Annotated in this window: 12 protein-coding genes, 1 pseudogene and 1 other annotated feature; of the genes and pseudogenes, 9 read left to right on the top strand and 4 right to left on the bottom strand. The window is 54.5% G+C overall.

The window, feature by feature from the left end:
* The first annotated feature begins 254 nt into the window (after positions 1–254).
* A complete protein-coding gene (locus K5Y30_RS01775; RefSeq protein WP_222210346.1) occupies positions 255–503 on the top strand; it encodes a DUF2498 family protein in 249 nt (82 codons plus the stop codon).
* Between the two features lie 26 nt (positions 504–529).
* On the opposite strand, the gene sohB is transcribed toward K5Y30_RS01775, so the two are convergent.
* Complete coding sequence (gene sohB, locus K5Y30_RS01770; RefSeq protein ID WP_110866249.1) at positions 530–1,576, bottom strand: protease SohB; 1,047 nt, start codon at positions 1,574–1,576, stop codon at positions 530–532.
* 173 nt (positions 1,577–1,749) lie between these two features.
* On the opposite strand from sohB, the gene K5Y30_RS01765 reads away from it, so the two are divergent.
* Together K5Y30_RS01765 and cobO are read left to right on the top strand one after the other, a co-directional pair.
* The gene (locus K5Y30_RS01765) at positions 1,750–2,514 is read left to right on the top strand and encodes a YciK family oxidoreductase (protein WP_101764612.1); all 765 of its coding nucleotides are present in this window, start codon (positions 1,750–1,752) and stop codon (positions 2,512–2,514) included.
* Positions 2,511–3,098: a cob(I)yrinic acid a,c-diamide adenosyltransferase gene (gene cobO, locus K5Y30_RS01760; protein ID WP_110866250.1), complete on the top strand. Its 588-nt coding sequence runs from the start codon at positions 2,511–2,513 to the stop codon at positions 3,096–3,098. Before K5Y30_RS01765 ends, cobO begins: the two co-directional genes overlap by 4 nt.
* A 37-nt stretch (positions 3,099–3,135) precedes the next feature.
* Here cobO and rluB read toward each other — a convergent pair whose 3' ends face one another.
* Positions 3,136–4,011, bottom strand: coding sequence for a 23S rRNA pseudouridine(2605) synthase RluB (rluB, locus tag K5Y30_RS01755; protein ID WP_101764266.1), 876 nt, complete (start codon positions 4,009–4,011; stop codon positions 3,136–3,138).
* Between the two features lie 818 nt (positions 4,012–4,829).
* Between rluB and K5Y30_RS01750 the strand changes: the two genes are divergently transcribed.
* The gene (locus K5Y30_RS01750) at positions 4,830–5,486 is read left to right on the top strand and encodes a serine protease (RefSeq protein WP_110866252.1); all 657 of its coding nucleotides are present in this window, start codon (positions 4,830–4,832) and stop codon (positions 5,484–5,486) included.
* Here K5Y30_RS01750 and K5Y30_RS01745 read toward each other — a convergent pair whose 3' ends face one another.
* Both K5Y30_RS01745 and K5Y30_RS01740 read right to left on the bottom strand, forming a co-directional pair.
* Positions 5,487–6,107, bottom strand: coding sequence for an L-threonylcarbamoyladenylate synthase (locus K5Y30_RS01745; protein WP_110866253.1), 621 nt, complete (start codon positions 6,105–6,107; stop codon positions 5,487–5,489). It abuts the gene before it with no gap.
* A 12-nt stretch (positions 6,108–6,119) separates the two neighbouring features.
* Entirely contained in the window at positions 6,120–7,004 is an 885-nt protein-coding gene (locus K5Y30_RS01740; RefSeq protein WP_222210345.1) for a PHP domain-containing protein, read from the bottom strand.
* Between the two features lie 154 nt (positions 7,005–7,158).
* Positions 7,159–7,267: a sequence feature (Trp leader region), on the top strand.
* A gap of 23 nt (positions 7,268–7,290) precedes the next feature.
* Between K5Y30_RS01740 and K5Y30_RS01735 the strand changes: the two genes are divergently transcribed.
* The 5 genes and pseudogenes from K5Y30_RS01735 to trpA all read left to right on the top strand — a co-directional run bounded on the left by K5Y30_RS01735 (position 7,291) and on the right by trpA (position 13,858).
* Positions 7,291–8,853, top strand: a complete 1,563-nt coding sequence (locus tag K5Y30_RS01735) for an anthranilate synthase component 1 (RefSeq protein ID WP_222210344.1) — start codon at positions 7,291–7,293, stop codon at positions 8,851–8,853.
* Positions 8,853–10,446 (top strand): annotated as a pseudogene (trpD, locus tag K5Y30_RS24810) (bifunctional anthranilate synthase glutamate amidotransferase component TrpG/anthranilate phosphoribosyltransferase TrpD). The gene K5Y30_RS01735 and the pseudogene trpD overlap by 1 nt, the downstream one beginning before the upstream one ends.
* A gap of 1 nt (position 10,447) precedes the next feature.
* A complete protein-coding gene (gene trpCF / locus K5Y30_RS01720) occupies positions 10,448–11,815 on the top strand; it encodes a bifunctional indole-3-glycerol-phosphate synthase TrpC/phosphoribosylanthranilate isomerase TrpF (protein WP_222210343.1) in 1,368 nt (455 codons plus the stop codon).
* Between the two features lie 46 nt (positions 11,816–11,861).
* Positions 11,862–13,055, top strand: a complete 1,194-nt coding sequence (gene trpB, locus K5Y30_RS01715; protein WP_101764259.1) for a tryptophan synthase subunit beta — start codon at positions 11,862–11,864, stop codon at positions 13,053–13,055.
* Positions 13,055–13,858: a tryptophan synthase subunit alpha gene (trpA, locus tag K5Y30_RS01710; protein ID WP_101764258.1), complete on the top strand. Its 804-nt coding sequence runs from the start codon at positions 13,055–13,057 to the stop codon at positions 13,856–13,858. The genes trpB and trpA overlap by 1 nt, the downstream gene beginning before the upstream one ends.
* Positions 13,859–13,860 lie beyond the last annotated feature (2 nt).

The raw sequence follows: 13,860 nt of genomic DNA, 5'->3' as shown, positions 1-13,860 counted from the left end.
TCAGGTCAGATTGCGTCGACTTCTGCAACTTTATGATTAGGAGCGAGTTTTCCATCTGACAGAACCACACATCCGGGTGTGATCTCCCTGAAAGCTGAATCGCCCACACTCTACCTGATAAAATCCGTTACGCAACTTAATTAGCATTCTGCCTAATTTTGCGCCAGTTTTATGACGCAATGCTGATTTGCTGAACGCGATGGCTCGCAAGTAATATAGAAGGGGAAAAATGGCTGTCAAAAAAGAGGTGAAAAATGTCAGTGCCAACGGAAGCTATTTCACGCCACGCGTTACTGGAAATAGCCAATCAGATAATCACGCAGCACGACGATTATTTTGTCGGATTAGAAGCCAATGATGTGATTCAGCAAGGTGATGTTTTGGTATTTCGCGGTCCCTATTTTCTTAATGATGAAGGCTTGCCCACCGCCAAAACCACCACGGTATTTAACGTGTTTAAACACCTCGCGGTCGAACTCTCCTCTCAATATCATCTGGCATAAAAAAGCCCGGCAGTTGCCGGGCTCGGTTACAACAGCGGCTTCTCACCGCGCTGCCATATTTTCAGAATCAACCGCTCTGCCGCCAGACTGGCGCTGTTGGTGAAGCGATCCATCATTTTACGCTTACGTGCGTAATGGACGCCCAGCACGGTGAAGCGATCCATATGCTTGATAATCAACGCATCGCTGGTGCCGATTTCATCAATCAAACCCAAATCTAGCGCCTGACGACCATACCAATGCTCGCCGGTCGCCACTTTGTTCAGATCAAGCGACGGACGCATCTGCTGCACGAAATCTTTAAACAGCTGATGCGTTTCGTTGAGATCTTCCTGGAATTTCTCGCGCCCTTCTTCGGTGTTTTCACCAAACAGCGTCAAAGTCCGTTTGTACTGACCGGCGGTATGCAGCTCAACGTCAATATCGTTACGCTTTAACAGGCGGTTAAAGTTGGGAATCTGCGCGACCACGCCAATTGAACCAATAATAGAAAACGGTGCGGCCACAATACGATCCGCCACGCAAGCCATCATGTAACCGCCGCTGGCAGCGACTTTATCCACCACCGCCGTCAATTGCAGACCGGCATCGCGCAGGCGTTGCAGCTGCGAAGCCGCCAAACCGTAGCCGTGTACTACGCCGCCGGGGCTTTCCAGGCGAAGTAGCACTTCATCGCCCGGCACCGCAACTGCCAGCACCGCGGAGATCTCTTCACGCAATGAGGTGACCTCACTCGCGTCCATGCTGCCTTTGAACTCCAGCACATACAGCGTGGGCTTCAGCGTCTCGCTCACGCCCGCTTTAGCATTGCGTTTATCGGCTTTCGCCTTTTGCTTCTCTTCTTTCTTATGCTGCTTGAGCCACACTTTTTGCGCCTGTGGCTTCATTTTGGCGAGCTGCAGATCTTCCTTCATCTCACGATAATCATCATCAAGATGCGTCAAACGCAGCTGACCGCTGCTGTGACGTTTACGCAGCGCGGCATTTAGCACAATCAGAACAATAGCTGCGATCGCCACCACCACGGTAACGGCCTTAGCCAGAAATAATCCATAACTGGAGAAAAAATCCATTCTGCCGCCTTATTAAACAGTAAATTACAACAGCTATAAGTTTACCCGCTTTACGCGCTGTCGTCGCCTGAAATGCCCGCAGGCGGCACAGAATGCGAGGCTCAAGCGTTGCACCGCGCGGCAAATTCAGGCATAAAGCCAAAAACCTTCTCACCCGAGCAAAGGACATCGCTGTGCATTATCAACCGAAAAGCGATCTGCTGGAAAATCGCATCATCCTCGTCACCGGCGCTTCCGATGGCATCGGCCGTGAAGCGGCGCTGACCTATGCGCGCTACGGCGCGCGCGTCATCCTGTTGGGCCGCAACGCCGACACCCTACAGAAAACGGAGCAGGCCATTAACCAGTTAAATAAGCAGCCAGCCGCTTCTTTATTACTGGATCTGGCCAAAGCTACGCCAGAAAGCTGCCAGCAGTTAGCCGACCAGGTTACTGCGCTGGTGCCGCGACTGGATGGCGTGCTGCACAACGCTGGCATTCTGGGCGAAATCGTACCGTTGGAGGAGCTCGATCCACAGATCTGGCGTGACGTGATGCAGATTAACCTTGATGCCACCTTCTATTTAACCCAGGCATTACTGCCGCTGCTGCTGAAATCAGATGCCGGTTCGCTGGTGTTCACCACGTCCAGCGTGGGCCGCACCGGCCGTGCAGGCTGGGGCGCGTATGCGGTTTCAAAGTTTGCCACTGAAGGTATGATGCAGGTGCTGGCCGACGAGTATAAAAACCGTCACTTGCGGGTCAACTGCATCAATCCTGGCGGTACGCGCACCAAAATGCGCGCCAGCGCTTTCCCGGATGAGGATGCCAATTTACTCAAAACCCCCGCGGATTTAATGCCGCTCTACCTCTATTTGATGGGTGATGACAGCCGACGTAAAACCGGCACCAGCTTTGATGCGCAGCCGGGACGCAAAGCGGGGCCGGCAACCGCATGAATGATCGCCATCAGCAACGCCAGCAGCGACTAAAAGAGCAGGTTGATGCCCGTATCGCCGCCGCCACCGAGACGCGCGGCATTTTGATGGTGTTCACGGGTAACGGCAAAGGGAAAACCACCGCTGCTTTTGGCACCGCGTTGCGCGCCTGCGGACACGGTAAAAAAGTGGCGGCGGTACAGTTCATTAAAGGCGAATGGCCCAACGGTGAACGCAACTTGCTGGAACAGCACGGCGTCGAATTTCAGGTGATGTCCACCGGTTTTACCTGGGATACGCAGAACCGCGAGACCGACACTGCCGCCTGTCAGTTGGTGTGGCAGCAGGCGCGTCGTATGTTGGCCGATAGCCGCGTCGATCTGGTGATCCTGGATGAAATCACGTACATGGTGAGCATGGATTATCTGGATTTAGCGGAGCTGGTCGATGCGCTGCAACAGCGCCCTGCTCAGCAAAGCGTAATCATTACCGGTCGAGGCTGTCATCGCACGTTGCTGGATTTGGCTGATACCGTAACGGAAATGCGTCCGGTGAAACATGCGTTTGATGCGGGAATTCAGGCACAGCAAGGAATAGATTGGTAACACGCTGACGCCGCAGAGCGCGGCGTCAGGCTTAGGATCAGGAACCGCGTTTGGTGTTATTCCGACGCGGATTGTTGCTCACCACACCGTGACGTTTTACCGCACGACGAATTTGGTTAGCTTTGGTGCGACGACGATCCTTTTCAACGGCCACTTTCGTTACCGTCTCTTCCGGCATACTGACTAACGTACGCAGATAGTTGACTGCCGGTAATTCCATCTCGATCCAGCCGCCGCGTGGCAAGCCTTTTGGCAACTGGATATCACCGTAACGCACACGCATCAGTCGGCTAACCTGCACGCCAACCGCTTCCCACAGACGGCGCACTTCGCGGTTACGTCCTTCGGTCAGCGTCACGTTGTACCATTGGTTAATGCCTTCGCCGCCGGCAAACTTAATGGTTTTGAACGATGCCGGGCCATCTTCCAGCTGCACGCCTTTGCTCAGCTGACGGATTTTATCGTCATCCACTTCGCCAAACACGCGAACCGCATATTCACGCTCCACTTCACGGCTTGGGTGCATCAAACGGTTAGCCAGTTCACCATCGGTGGTGAACAGCATCAAACCGCAGGTATTTACATCCAGACGACCGACGGCAATCCAGCGTGAACCACGCAGACGCGGCAGACGATCAAATACGGTTGGACGCCCTTCCGGATCGTTACGCGTGCAGAGTTCACCTTCCGGTTTGTAGTACGCGAGTACGCGGCAAACTTCGGTCGCCGACTCAGCGATGGAAACCAGATGGCCATCGATACGAATTTTCAGGGATTTATCACTTTCGATGCGATCGCCAAGCGTCGCCAGTTTGCCGTCAACGCTGACGCGTCCGGCTGAAATCATGGTTTCGATTTCGCGACGCGAACCGTGACCGGCGCGCGCTAATACTTTCTGTAATTTTTCGCTCATGGAGCCTCGTTGTCGCCTTCCCAGGCGTCGTGGTAAGAAGAGGTGCGATACAGGGATTACCAATTCCCATATCAGAATCTGTTACCGCTCTGCATCGCTGCTGCAATCTCAGACGGCCCGCGATTTTACACTAACGCAAGTTTCGTTAACACCTTTTCCTTTGCTGCCGATAACAGAGGGTCTGGTAAAAACATGGCCATTAAGACCATGACGATAAACATTCAGCTCGCTGATAGATCGATCTTATTTGCATCCGCAGCATCCACGCCAAGTGACTGAATTATTATCACTTGACGCTCACCTTTCCCGATTGAATCTGTTACCGACTTAAGCCAGCTGATACATTAGCACTTTGCAAGACTGCTTAACCGCTATTGCTCGCCACGCTTAAGGATAATCACAAACTTTAAATCTAAGTAAAAACAATAAAACAGCATAAAAAACTATTTAATAGCATTAAATAAGGTCCATTACAGTAATAAATGCAAACTGATAGTTTATTGGCACTACAGGTTGGATTAAGTCTGTATTTTTGTATTATTTGATTAATATTAAATTTGATGAATTGTTCTGCAGAAAAAACTGTGTAAAATTTAAGCCTGAAATCCAGTGCGTCGTCATAATAACATAGCTTTCATTTACTATTTATATTCGTTCAACTTACAAATCATTAACGAACCACTGTGTAATTTCACTGATATTACAAACCGGCGCGCGCGGGATTAGACGCGTTTATTCATTTACGGAATGAATTTAATTTGCATGTCGAAAGTCTTCACCAGGGATTTTACGGACATGCTTTAAAGAAGATCACAGCCATGAAAACCTCTCTGCTTTGGCCTGCGCTCGCTGCGCTGGCACTGAGCGGTTGTTCCGTGGGCCACACTGAGTACAGTCGTACTGCGATGCAACACGTTGATATGAGCGTGACAGGCATCCCGACCGTGCTGGGTTTGGGCATTCTCGGTACAACCATTCCTTTGACGCCAGAATACAGCCTGACGGCGGCGCACGTGGCAAAAACGGCCGTGCAGCGTGTCAAGGCCTATCATCCTTATTGCGACGTCGCGATTATTTATCATAAAAACAGTCCAGAAACGCTGGCGAAATTCCGCAACGGTGCTATTGGTGAACCGATTAAAATGTACGGTTACAGCTTTATTTCCGCTATGCCGGTGGAATCGAGCGGCGTTAATTTAGCGCGTACCGCCATTACCAATAAATGGAATAAAAAGCCCTGCATGGCAATGGCATCAAATGCTGGCGTGGTGCAAGGGATGTCGGGTGGCGCGGTATATAATGCGGACCAAACTATTGGCGGGGTGATTGTCGGTTACAGCCATGAAATATCTAACGTTCGCAGCAAGAAAGTCATCTTAAAAGATGTCTCGCTGTATATTCCGTACGGGGATTTCAAAACCTGGCTGGAATCCAATATTGGTCAGACGCAGGAAGCCACGCCTGACCATGCATGATTACTGGAACGGGCGCGTGTCACCGACACCTTCGCGCACCACCACCGGCGCATCGCTGGTGAGATCGATCACCGTGGTCGGCTGCTGTCCCAGCGTGCCGCCATCAATGATCAGATCCACCAGCTTGCCAATGCTGTACTGAATCTCTTCCGGATCGGACTCGGTGAAATCATTGCCGGGCAGCATCAGCGAAGTCGACATCATCGGCTCGTTGAGGCGCTCCAATAGCGCCAGCGCCACCGGGTTGGACGGCACGCGTAGCCCGATGGTTTTACGTTTGTCATTCATCAGACGACGCGGCACTTCTTTCGTCGCCTTCAAAATGAAGGTGTAGTTGCCCGGCGTGTTGTTTTTCAGGAGGCGAAACGCGGAGTTATCCACCTGCGCGTAAGTCGACAGCTCCGACAGATCGCGGCACATCAGCGTAAAGTTGTGATTGCCATCCAACTGGCGAATGCGACAAATGCGTTCCATGGCATTTTTCTCTTCCAGACGACAACCCAGCGCATAGCCAGAGTCGGTTGGATAAACAATCACGCTGCCTTTATTCAGATAATCAACGGCCTGATTTACCAGGCGCGGCTGCGGATTGTCGGGATGAATGTGAAAATATTGACTCATAAAAACCTCATATCACCTGTCTGCAACAGCAATGCTGGGCGCCAACTCGGGGAAGCGTTCCCAAACCGGCTCCACGCCGCCCGGTAGCCATAACTTGCGTCCCAGTTCTATCCACGGACAAGGTTGGTGGAAATCTGATCCCTGCGACCCGGCTAACTGATGGTCACGCGCATAGGTTGCCAGCTGCGTGCGCTCGTTGGGCGCTTGCTGGCACTGCGCGACTTCCATGGCATCGCCGCCCACGTCGGCAAAATGCGCAATCAGCCGTTTTAACCATTTAGCCGACAAACCATAACGACCGGGATGCGCCAAAACGGTATAGCCGCCAGAATGATGAATAGCATCAATGGCTTGTTTAATTGTACACCATTGCGGAGGCACGTAGCCGGTTTTACCGCGCGCCAGATAATTCTTGAATACCTGCGCCATATTGTCGGCTTTGCCAATCTCCACCAGATAACGCGCAAAGTGGCCACGCGTGATCAAGCCGCCCTGCGCCAGTCGCTGCGCACCGGCTAGCGCATCAGGAATGCGAGCGCGCTCGAGGCGTTCGGCAATCTGCTGCGCACGATCAAGGCGTGTCTGATACTGCTGCGCAAGGAATTCAGTCAGCGCGGGATGCTGGCAATCGACGTTCAGCCCCACAATGTGGATTTCGTGATTTTCCCATAAGGTTGATGCTTCTAAACCGGCTAGCACGCGGATCGGTAGATCCTGTTGCATCACTGCCGCCTGCGCTTCTGCCACGCCCGCCACCGTGTCGTGATCGGTAATCGCCAGCACACCGACTTTCATCTCAACCGCGCGCTGCACCAGCGCGGTCGGCGTCAATAAGCCGTCAGAAGCCAGCGTATGGCTGTGTAAATCGTAAAGGGGAAAACGAGCGATGTCCGACAAGATAACTCCAGCAACTGCATAAACCGGCAGGCATGATAACGATTTTGCCCCTGGCTGAAAAAGGGTATTGACATTTTTCGCCCGAACCAGTTAACTAGTACACAAGTTCACACGTAACGGGTATTTAATCATGACTATTTTTGGTACGCATCTAAATGGTTGGTGGCGCGAAGATCCCTTTATCGGGCGACGTCGTCGTGCACAATTTGCGTAACCGCAGTGCAGATTGATACCTAAGCCCGCCGCCGAGCGGGCTTTTTTTTGAGCGAAATTCAGAGAATCCATTATGGCTATTGCGAAACCTACATTGAAGTTGATAACCGGTACCGCGCCCTACCGCGAAGATCCGGCCGCAGTGTTTCATCAGTTATGCGGCGCACGTCCAGCAACTCTGCTGCTTGAATCCGCAGATATCGACAGCAAACAAAACCTGAAAAGCCTGTTAATCGTGGATAGCGCGCTGCGCGTCAGCGCATTGGGCAACATCGTCACCATCAAAGCGCTGTCGGAAAATGGTCGCGCTATCTTGCCGCTGCTGGACGAGGCGCTGCCCTCTGAAGTGCGTATCGAGGTGCGCCCTGATGGCCGCGAGCTGCATTTCACCCAGCCGCAAGGCATGCAGGACGAAGATTCCCGCCTGAAGGCCCTTTCCGTATTTGATGCGCTGCGCCTGATCCCGCAGCTGGTGAACAGCCCGGAAGAGGAGCGTGAAGCGATGCTACTTGGCGGCTTGTTCGCTTATGACTTAGTGGCCGGTTTCGAAGATCTGCCGCAACTGCGCAACGAACAGCGTTGCCCGGATTACTGCTTCTATCTGGCCGAAACCTTACTGGTGATCGACCACCAGCAGCGCACTGCTCGCCTGCAGGCCAGCTTGTTCAGCCCATTGACCAGCGAGTTCCAGCGTTTGCAAGGCCGCATTGAACAATTGCGCGGCCAGATGACGCAAGCAGCGCCCGCATTGCCGGTCCAGCGCGTCGAGCACATGACGCTGAGCACCAGTCAGAGCGATGAAGAGTACTGCAACGTGGTGCGTGAGATGCAGGAAGCGATTCGCATTGGCGAAATCTTCCAGGTTGTCCCTTCACGTCGCTTCTCGCTGCCGTGCCCTTCTCCACTGGCCGCTTACGACACGTTGAAAAACAGCAATCCAAGTCCTTACATGTTCTTTATGCAGGATCAGGATTTCGCGCTGTTTGGTGCCTCGCCAGAAAGCTCACTGAAATATGACGCGACGTCGCGTCAGATTGAGATCTACCCGATTGCCGGTACGCGTCCACGCGGCCGCCATGCCGATGGCTCGCTGGATCGCGATCTCGACAGCCGCATCGAACTGGAAATGCGCACCGACCATAAAGAGATGGCTGAGCACCTGATGCTGGTGGATTTAGCACGTAACGATTTGGCGCGTATCTGCGTGCCGGGCAGCCGTTACGTGGCAGACCTGACTAAAGTTGACCGCTACTCGTTTGTCATGCATCTGGTGTCACGCGTGGTCGGCACGCTACGCGCAGATCTCGACGTGCTGCACGCCTACCGCGCCTGCATGAACATGGGCACGCTGAGCGGCGCACCGAAAGTGCGTGCGATGCAACTGATTGCCGGGAAAGAAGGCACACGTCGCGGCAGCTACGGCGGCGCAGTCGGCTATTTCACCGCTAACGGCGACCTTGATACCTGCATCGTTATCCGTTCCGCGTGGGTTGAAGACGGCGTAGCCACCGTACAAGCCGGCGCCGGTGTGGTGCTGGATTCCCAGCCTCAGGCAGAAGCGGACGAGAGCCGCAACAAAGCGCGCGCGGTATTGCGTGCCATCGCAACAGCCCATCACTGCAAGGAGATTTTCTGATGGCCGATATCCTGCTGCTCGATAACATCGACTCTTTTACTTACAACCTCGTTGATCAGCTGCGTACCTTTGGCCATAACGTGGTGATTTACCGCAACAACGTGCCCGCTGAGGTGCTGATTGAACGCCTGCAGCAGATGGAAAACCCAATTCTGATGCTGTCGCCGGGTCCGGGCGCGCCGAAAGATGCCGGATGCATGCCAGATTTGCTGCAAGCGCTGCGCGGTCGTCTGCCGATTATCGGCATCTGTCTCGGTCATCAGGCGATTGTTGAAGCTTACGGCGGCCATGTCGGCCAGGCCGGCGAGATCCTGCACGGCAAAGCCTCTTCTATTACCCACGATGGCGAAGGCATGTTCGCTGGCCTGAGCAATCCGCTGCCGGTGGCGCGCTATCACTCGCTGGTCGGTAGCAATACGCCAGCCGAATTGACCGTTAACGCCAGCTACAACGGCATGGTGATGGCCGTGCGCCACGATGCCGACCGTGTGTGTGGCTTCCAGTTCCACCCCGAATCCATTCTCACCACTCAGGGCGCGCGCTTATTAGAACAGACGTTGGCCTGGGCGCTGGCGAAGTAATAGGGAGATTATGATGCAAACTATTCTGGAAAAACTTTATCAGTCTGAGACGCTGAGCCAGGGCGAAAGCCACCAGCTATTTAGCGCTATTATTACCGGTCAGCTGGAGCCGACGCAGTTAGCCGCCGCGCTGATTGCCATGAAAGTCCGTGGCGAGCGTCCGGAAGAGATCGCCGGTGCCGCTTCCGCGCTGCTGGCCGATGCAAAACCGTTCCCGCGCCCGGATTACACCTTTGCCGATATCGTCGGTACCGGCGGTGACGGCAGCAACAGCATCAATATCTCGACCGCCAGCGCCTTTGTTGCGGCAACCTGCGGCCTGAAAGTGGCAAAGCACGGTAATCGCAGCGTCTCCAGCAAATCGGGTTCTTCCGATCTGCTGGCGGCATTTGGCATCAATCTGGATATGCCTGCGGAACAAGCACGTGAGGCGCTGGACGATCTCAACGTCTGCTTCCTGTTTGCTCCGCAGTATCACAGCGGTTTTCGTCACGCGATGCCGGTACGTCAGCAGTTGAAAACCCGTACCATCTTTAACGTGCTGGGTCCGCTGATTAACCCTGCGCGTCCACCGCTGGCGGTGATCGGCGTGTATAGCCCGGAGCTGGTGTTGCCGATCGCCCAAACGCTAAAAGTGCTCGGCTATCAACGTGCGGCTGTGGTTCACGGCGGTGGCATGGATGAAGTAGCGCTGCACAGCCCAACGCAGGTCGCCGAGCTGCGTGATGGCGAAATCACTGGCTATCAGCTGACGCCAGAAGACTTCGGTTTTGGCTTCCATGATAAAGACGCGTTGGCAGGCGGCACGCCGGAAGAAAACCGTGACATTCTGACCCGTTTACTCCAGGGTAAAGGCCAGCCCGCCCATGAGCAGGCGGTGGCGGTCAACGTCGCAATGTTACTGAAAGTGTTCGGAAATGAAGATTTGCGCGACAACGCACAGCGCGCCATCGCTGCCATTCGCAGCGGACAGGCCTACGAGCGCGTTGTCGCTCTGGCAGCGAGAGGATGAGATGAGTATTAAGGGCACTGTTTTAGAGAAAATCGTACAAGATAAAGCCGTCTGGGTTGAAGCGCGCAAAGCACAGCAGCCGCTGGCCACCTTCCAGAACGATTTGCAGCCTGCGGAACGTCATTTTTACGATGCACTGCGTGGCTCACGCACCGTATTCATCCTGGAATGCAAAAAAGCATCGCCCTCCAAAGGGCTGATTCGCGAGGATTTCGATCCCGCCACCATCGCTGGCGTATATCGTCATTACGCTTCTGCGGTGTCGGTGTTAACCGATGAGAAATACTTCCAGGGCGATTTTGCGTTCCTGCCGATTGTTAGCGCCGCCATCACGCAACCGGTGTTGTGCAAAGACTTCATCATCGATCCGTATCAGATCTATCTGGCACGACATTATCAGGCCGACGCCATTTTGCTGATGTTGTCGGTGCTCGATGATGAGCAATATCGTCAGCTCGCCGCCGTGGCGCACAGCCTGAAAATGGGCGTGCTGACCGAAGTCAGTAATGAAGAAGAGATGGAACGCGCGATTGCGCTGGAAGCCAAAGTCGTCGGCATTAATAACCGCGACCTGCGCGACCTGTCCATCGACCTGAATCGCACGCGTCAGTTAGCGCCGCGCCTCGGACATGGCGTCACCGTCATCAGCGAATCTGGCATTCACAATTATGCGCAGGTTCGTGAGCTGAGCCACTTCGCTAACGGCTTCCTGATTGGCTCCGCGCTGATGGAAGAAGCCGATCTCACCGCTGGCGTGCGTCGCGTATTGCTCGGTGATAACAAAGTCTGCGGCCTGACCCGCGCCGAAGATGCACGCGCAGCGCAGGAAGCCGGTGCCATTTACGGTGGCTTGATCTTCGCCGAAGGCTCGCCACGTAAAATCAGCAGTGAGCAGGCGCAGGTTGTTCAGGCGGCTGCCCCGCTGAAGTATGTTGGCGTGTTCCGTAATAACACGTTGAGTGACATTGTCACGTTAGCAGAAACGTTAAATCTGTCAGCAGTGCAACTGCACGGCGATGAAGATCAGGCGTTTGTCGCACAATTGCGTCAGGCGCTGCCAGCAAGCACCAAAATCTGGAAAGCGCTGAGCATTAAGGAGCAGTTACCTGCGCGCGACTGGCCGCACGTCGATCGCTACGTGTTTGATAACGGCCAGGGCGGCACCGGCCAGCGTTTCGATTGGTCACTGTTGCAAGGCCAGGATCTCAGCAATGTGCTGCTGGCCGGTGGCCTAAGCGCTGACAACTGCGTAGAGGCCGCGCAGCTGGGCTGTGCCGGCCTTGATTTCAACTCCGGCGTAGAATCTGCGCCAGGCATTAAAGATGCCAGCAAAGTCGCGGCGGTATTCCGCACGCTGCGCGCCTATTAATTTCGCTTGCCCGCCATGGCGCGGGCCGAATAAGGAAGATGAAAAAATGACCACGTTATTGAATCCCTATTTTGGCGAGTTTGGCGGCCAGTACGTACCACAAATCCTGATGCCAGCCTTGCGCCAGTTGGAAAATGCGTTTGTTGAAGCGCAGCGCGATCCCGAGTTTCAGGCCGAGTTTACTGACCTGCTGAAAAACTACGCTGGACGCCCAACGGCTTTGACGCTGTGCAGCAACCTGACTAAAGGCAGCAAAACCCGCCTTTATCTTAAGCGTGAAGATTTGCTGCACGGTGGTGCGCATAAAACCAACCAGGTGCTGGGTCAGGCGCTGTTGGCTAAGCGCATGGGCAAAAACGAGATCATCGCGGAAACCGGCGCCGGTCAGCACGGTGTCGCGTCAGCGTTAGCCTGTGCCCTGCTGGGTATGAAGTGCCGCATTTATATGGGTGCCAAGGATGTTGAGCGTCAGTCGCCAAACGTATTCCGTATGCGTCTGATGGGCGCGGAAGTGATTCCGGTGCATAGCGGCTCAGCCACGCTGAAAGATGCCTGTAACGAGGCGCTGCGCGACTGGTCTGGCAGCTATGAAACCGCGCACTACATGCTCGGCACCGCCGCTGGCCCGCATCCGTTCCCGACTATCGTGCGTGAATTCCAGCGCATGATTGGTGAAGAGACCAAAGCGCAGATTCTGGAGCGCGAAGGTCGCCTGCCGGATGCGGTGTTAGCCTGCGTGGGCGGTGGTTCGAACGCTATCGGCATGTTCGCTGATTTTATCGAAGAAGAAAGTGTTGGTCTGATCGGCGTAGAGCCGGCCGGTCACGGGATCGAAACCGGAGAACACGGTGCGCCGCTCAAGCACGGTCGCGTAGGGATCTACTTCGGTATGAAAGCGCCGATGATGCAGACCGAAGAGGGTCAGATTGAAGAATCTTACTCAATCTCTGCGGGTCTGGACTTCCCGTCAGTGGGTCCTCAGCATGCGCATCTGAACAGTATCGGCCGCGCGGAATATGTTTCGATCACCGATGACGAAGCGCTCAGCGCCTTTAAAGAGCTGTGCCGTGCGGAAGGTATTATTCCTGCGCTCGAATCCTCACACGCGCTGGCACATGCACTGAAAATGATCCGCGAAAATCCGGAAAAAGAGCAGCTGCTGGTGGTTAACCTTTCTGGTCGCGGCGATAAAGACATCTTCACCGTTCACGATATTTTGAAAGCCAAGGGAGAGATTTGATGGAACGTTATAATCAGCTGTTTCAACGTCTGTCGGCGCAGCAAGAAGGCGCGTTTGTTCCCTTCGTTACTCTCGGCGATCCGTCACCTGAACTGTCGCTGAAAATTATCGATACTTTGGTGGAAGGCGGTGCGGACGCGTTAGAACTCGGTATTCCGTTCTCGGATCCGCTGGCCGACGGCCCAACCATTCAGGGCGCGACGCTGCGTGCCTTTGCTTCCGGCACCACCGTGGCGCAGTGCTTTGAAATTCTGGCGACCGTGCGCCAGAAATATCCCGAGCTGCCGATTGGCTTGCTGATGTACGCCAATCTGGTGTTCAGCAAAGGTATCGATAACTTTTATGCACAGTGTGAAGCGGTGGGCGTCGATTCCGTGCTGGTTGCGGATGTGCCGCTGGAAGAGTCTGCGCCCTTCCGTCAGGCTGCGCTGCGCCACAATGTGGCGCCGATCTTTATCTGTCCACCAAATGCTGACGATGAACTGCTGCGTGAGATCGCTGCGCACGGTCGCGGTTATACCTATTTGCTGTCACGCGCAGGCGTCACCGGTTCGGAAAATCGTGCCAGCCTGCCGCTGCATCACCTGATCGAAAAGCTGCGTGAGTTTAACGCTGCGCCGCCGCTGCAGGGCTTTGGTATCTCTGAACCCGGCCAGGTGAAAGAAGCCATCGCCGCCGGTGCGGCGGGTGCCATTTCCGGGTCGGCAATTGTGAAAATTATTGAGCGTAACCAGAACGATCCGGCAACGCTGCTCAGCGAGCTGAAAGCCTTTGTGAGTAGTCTGAAAGCAGCCACCCGCTAAAA

This window comes from Pantoea sp. DY-5 (assembly GCF_019795955.1).
GTDB classification, from domain to species: Bacteria; Pseudomonadota; Gammaproteobacteria; order Enterobacterales; family Enterobacteriaceae; genus Pantoea; species Pantoea leporis.
The sequence above is the reverse complement of the archived record's forward strand: the minus strand, read 5'-3'. Positions and strand labels throughout refer to the sequence as shown.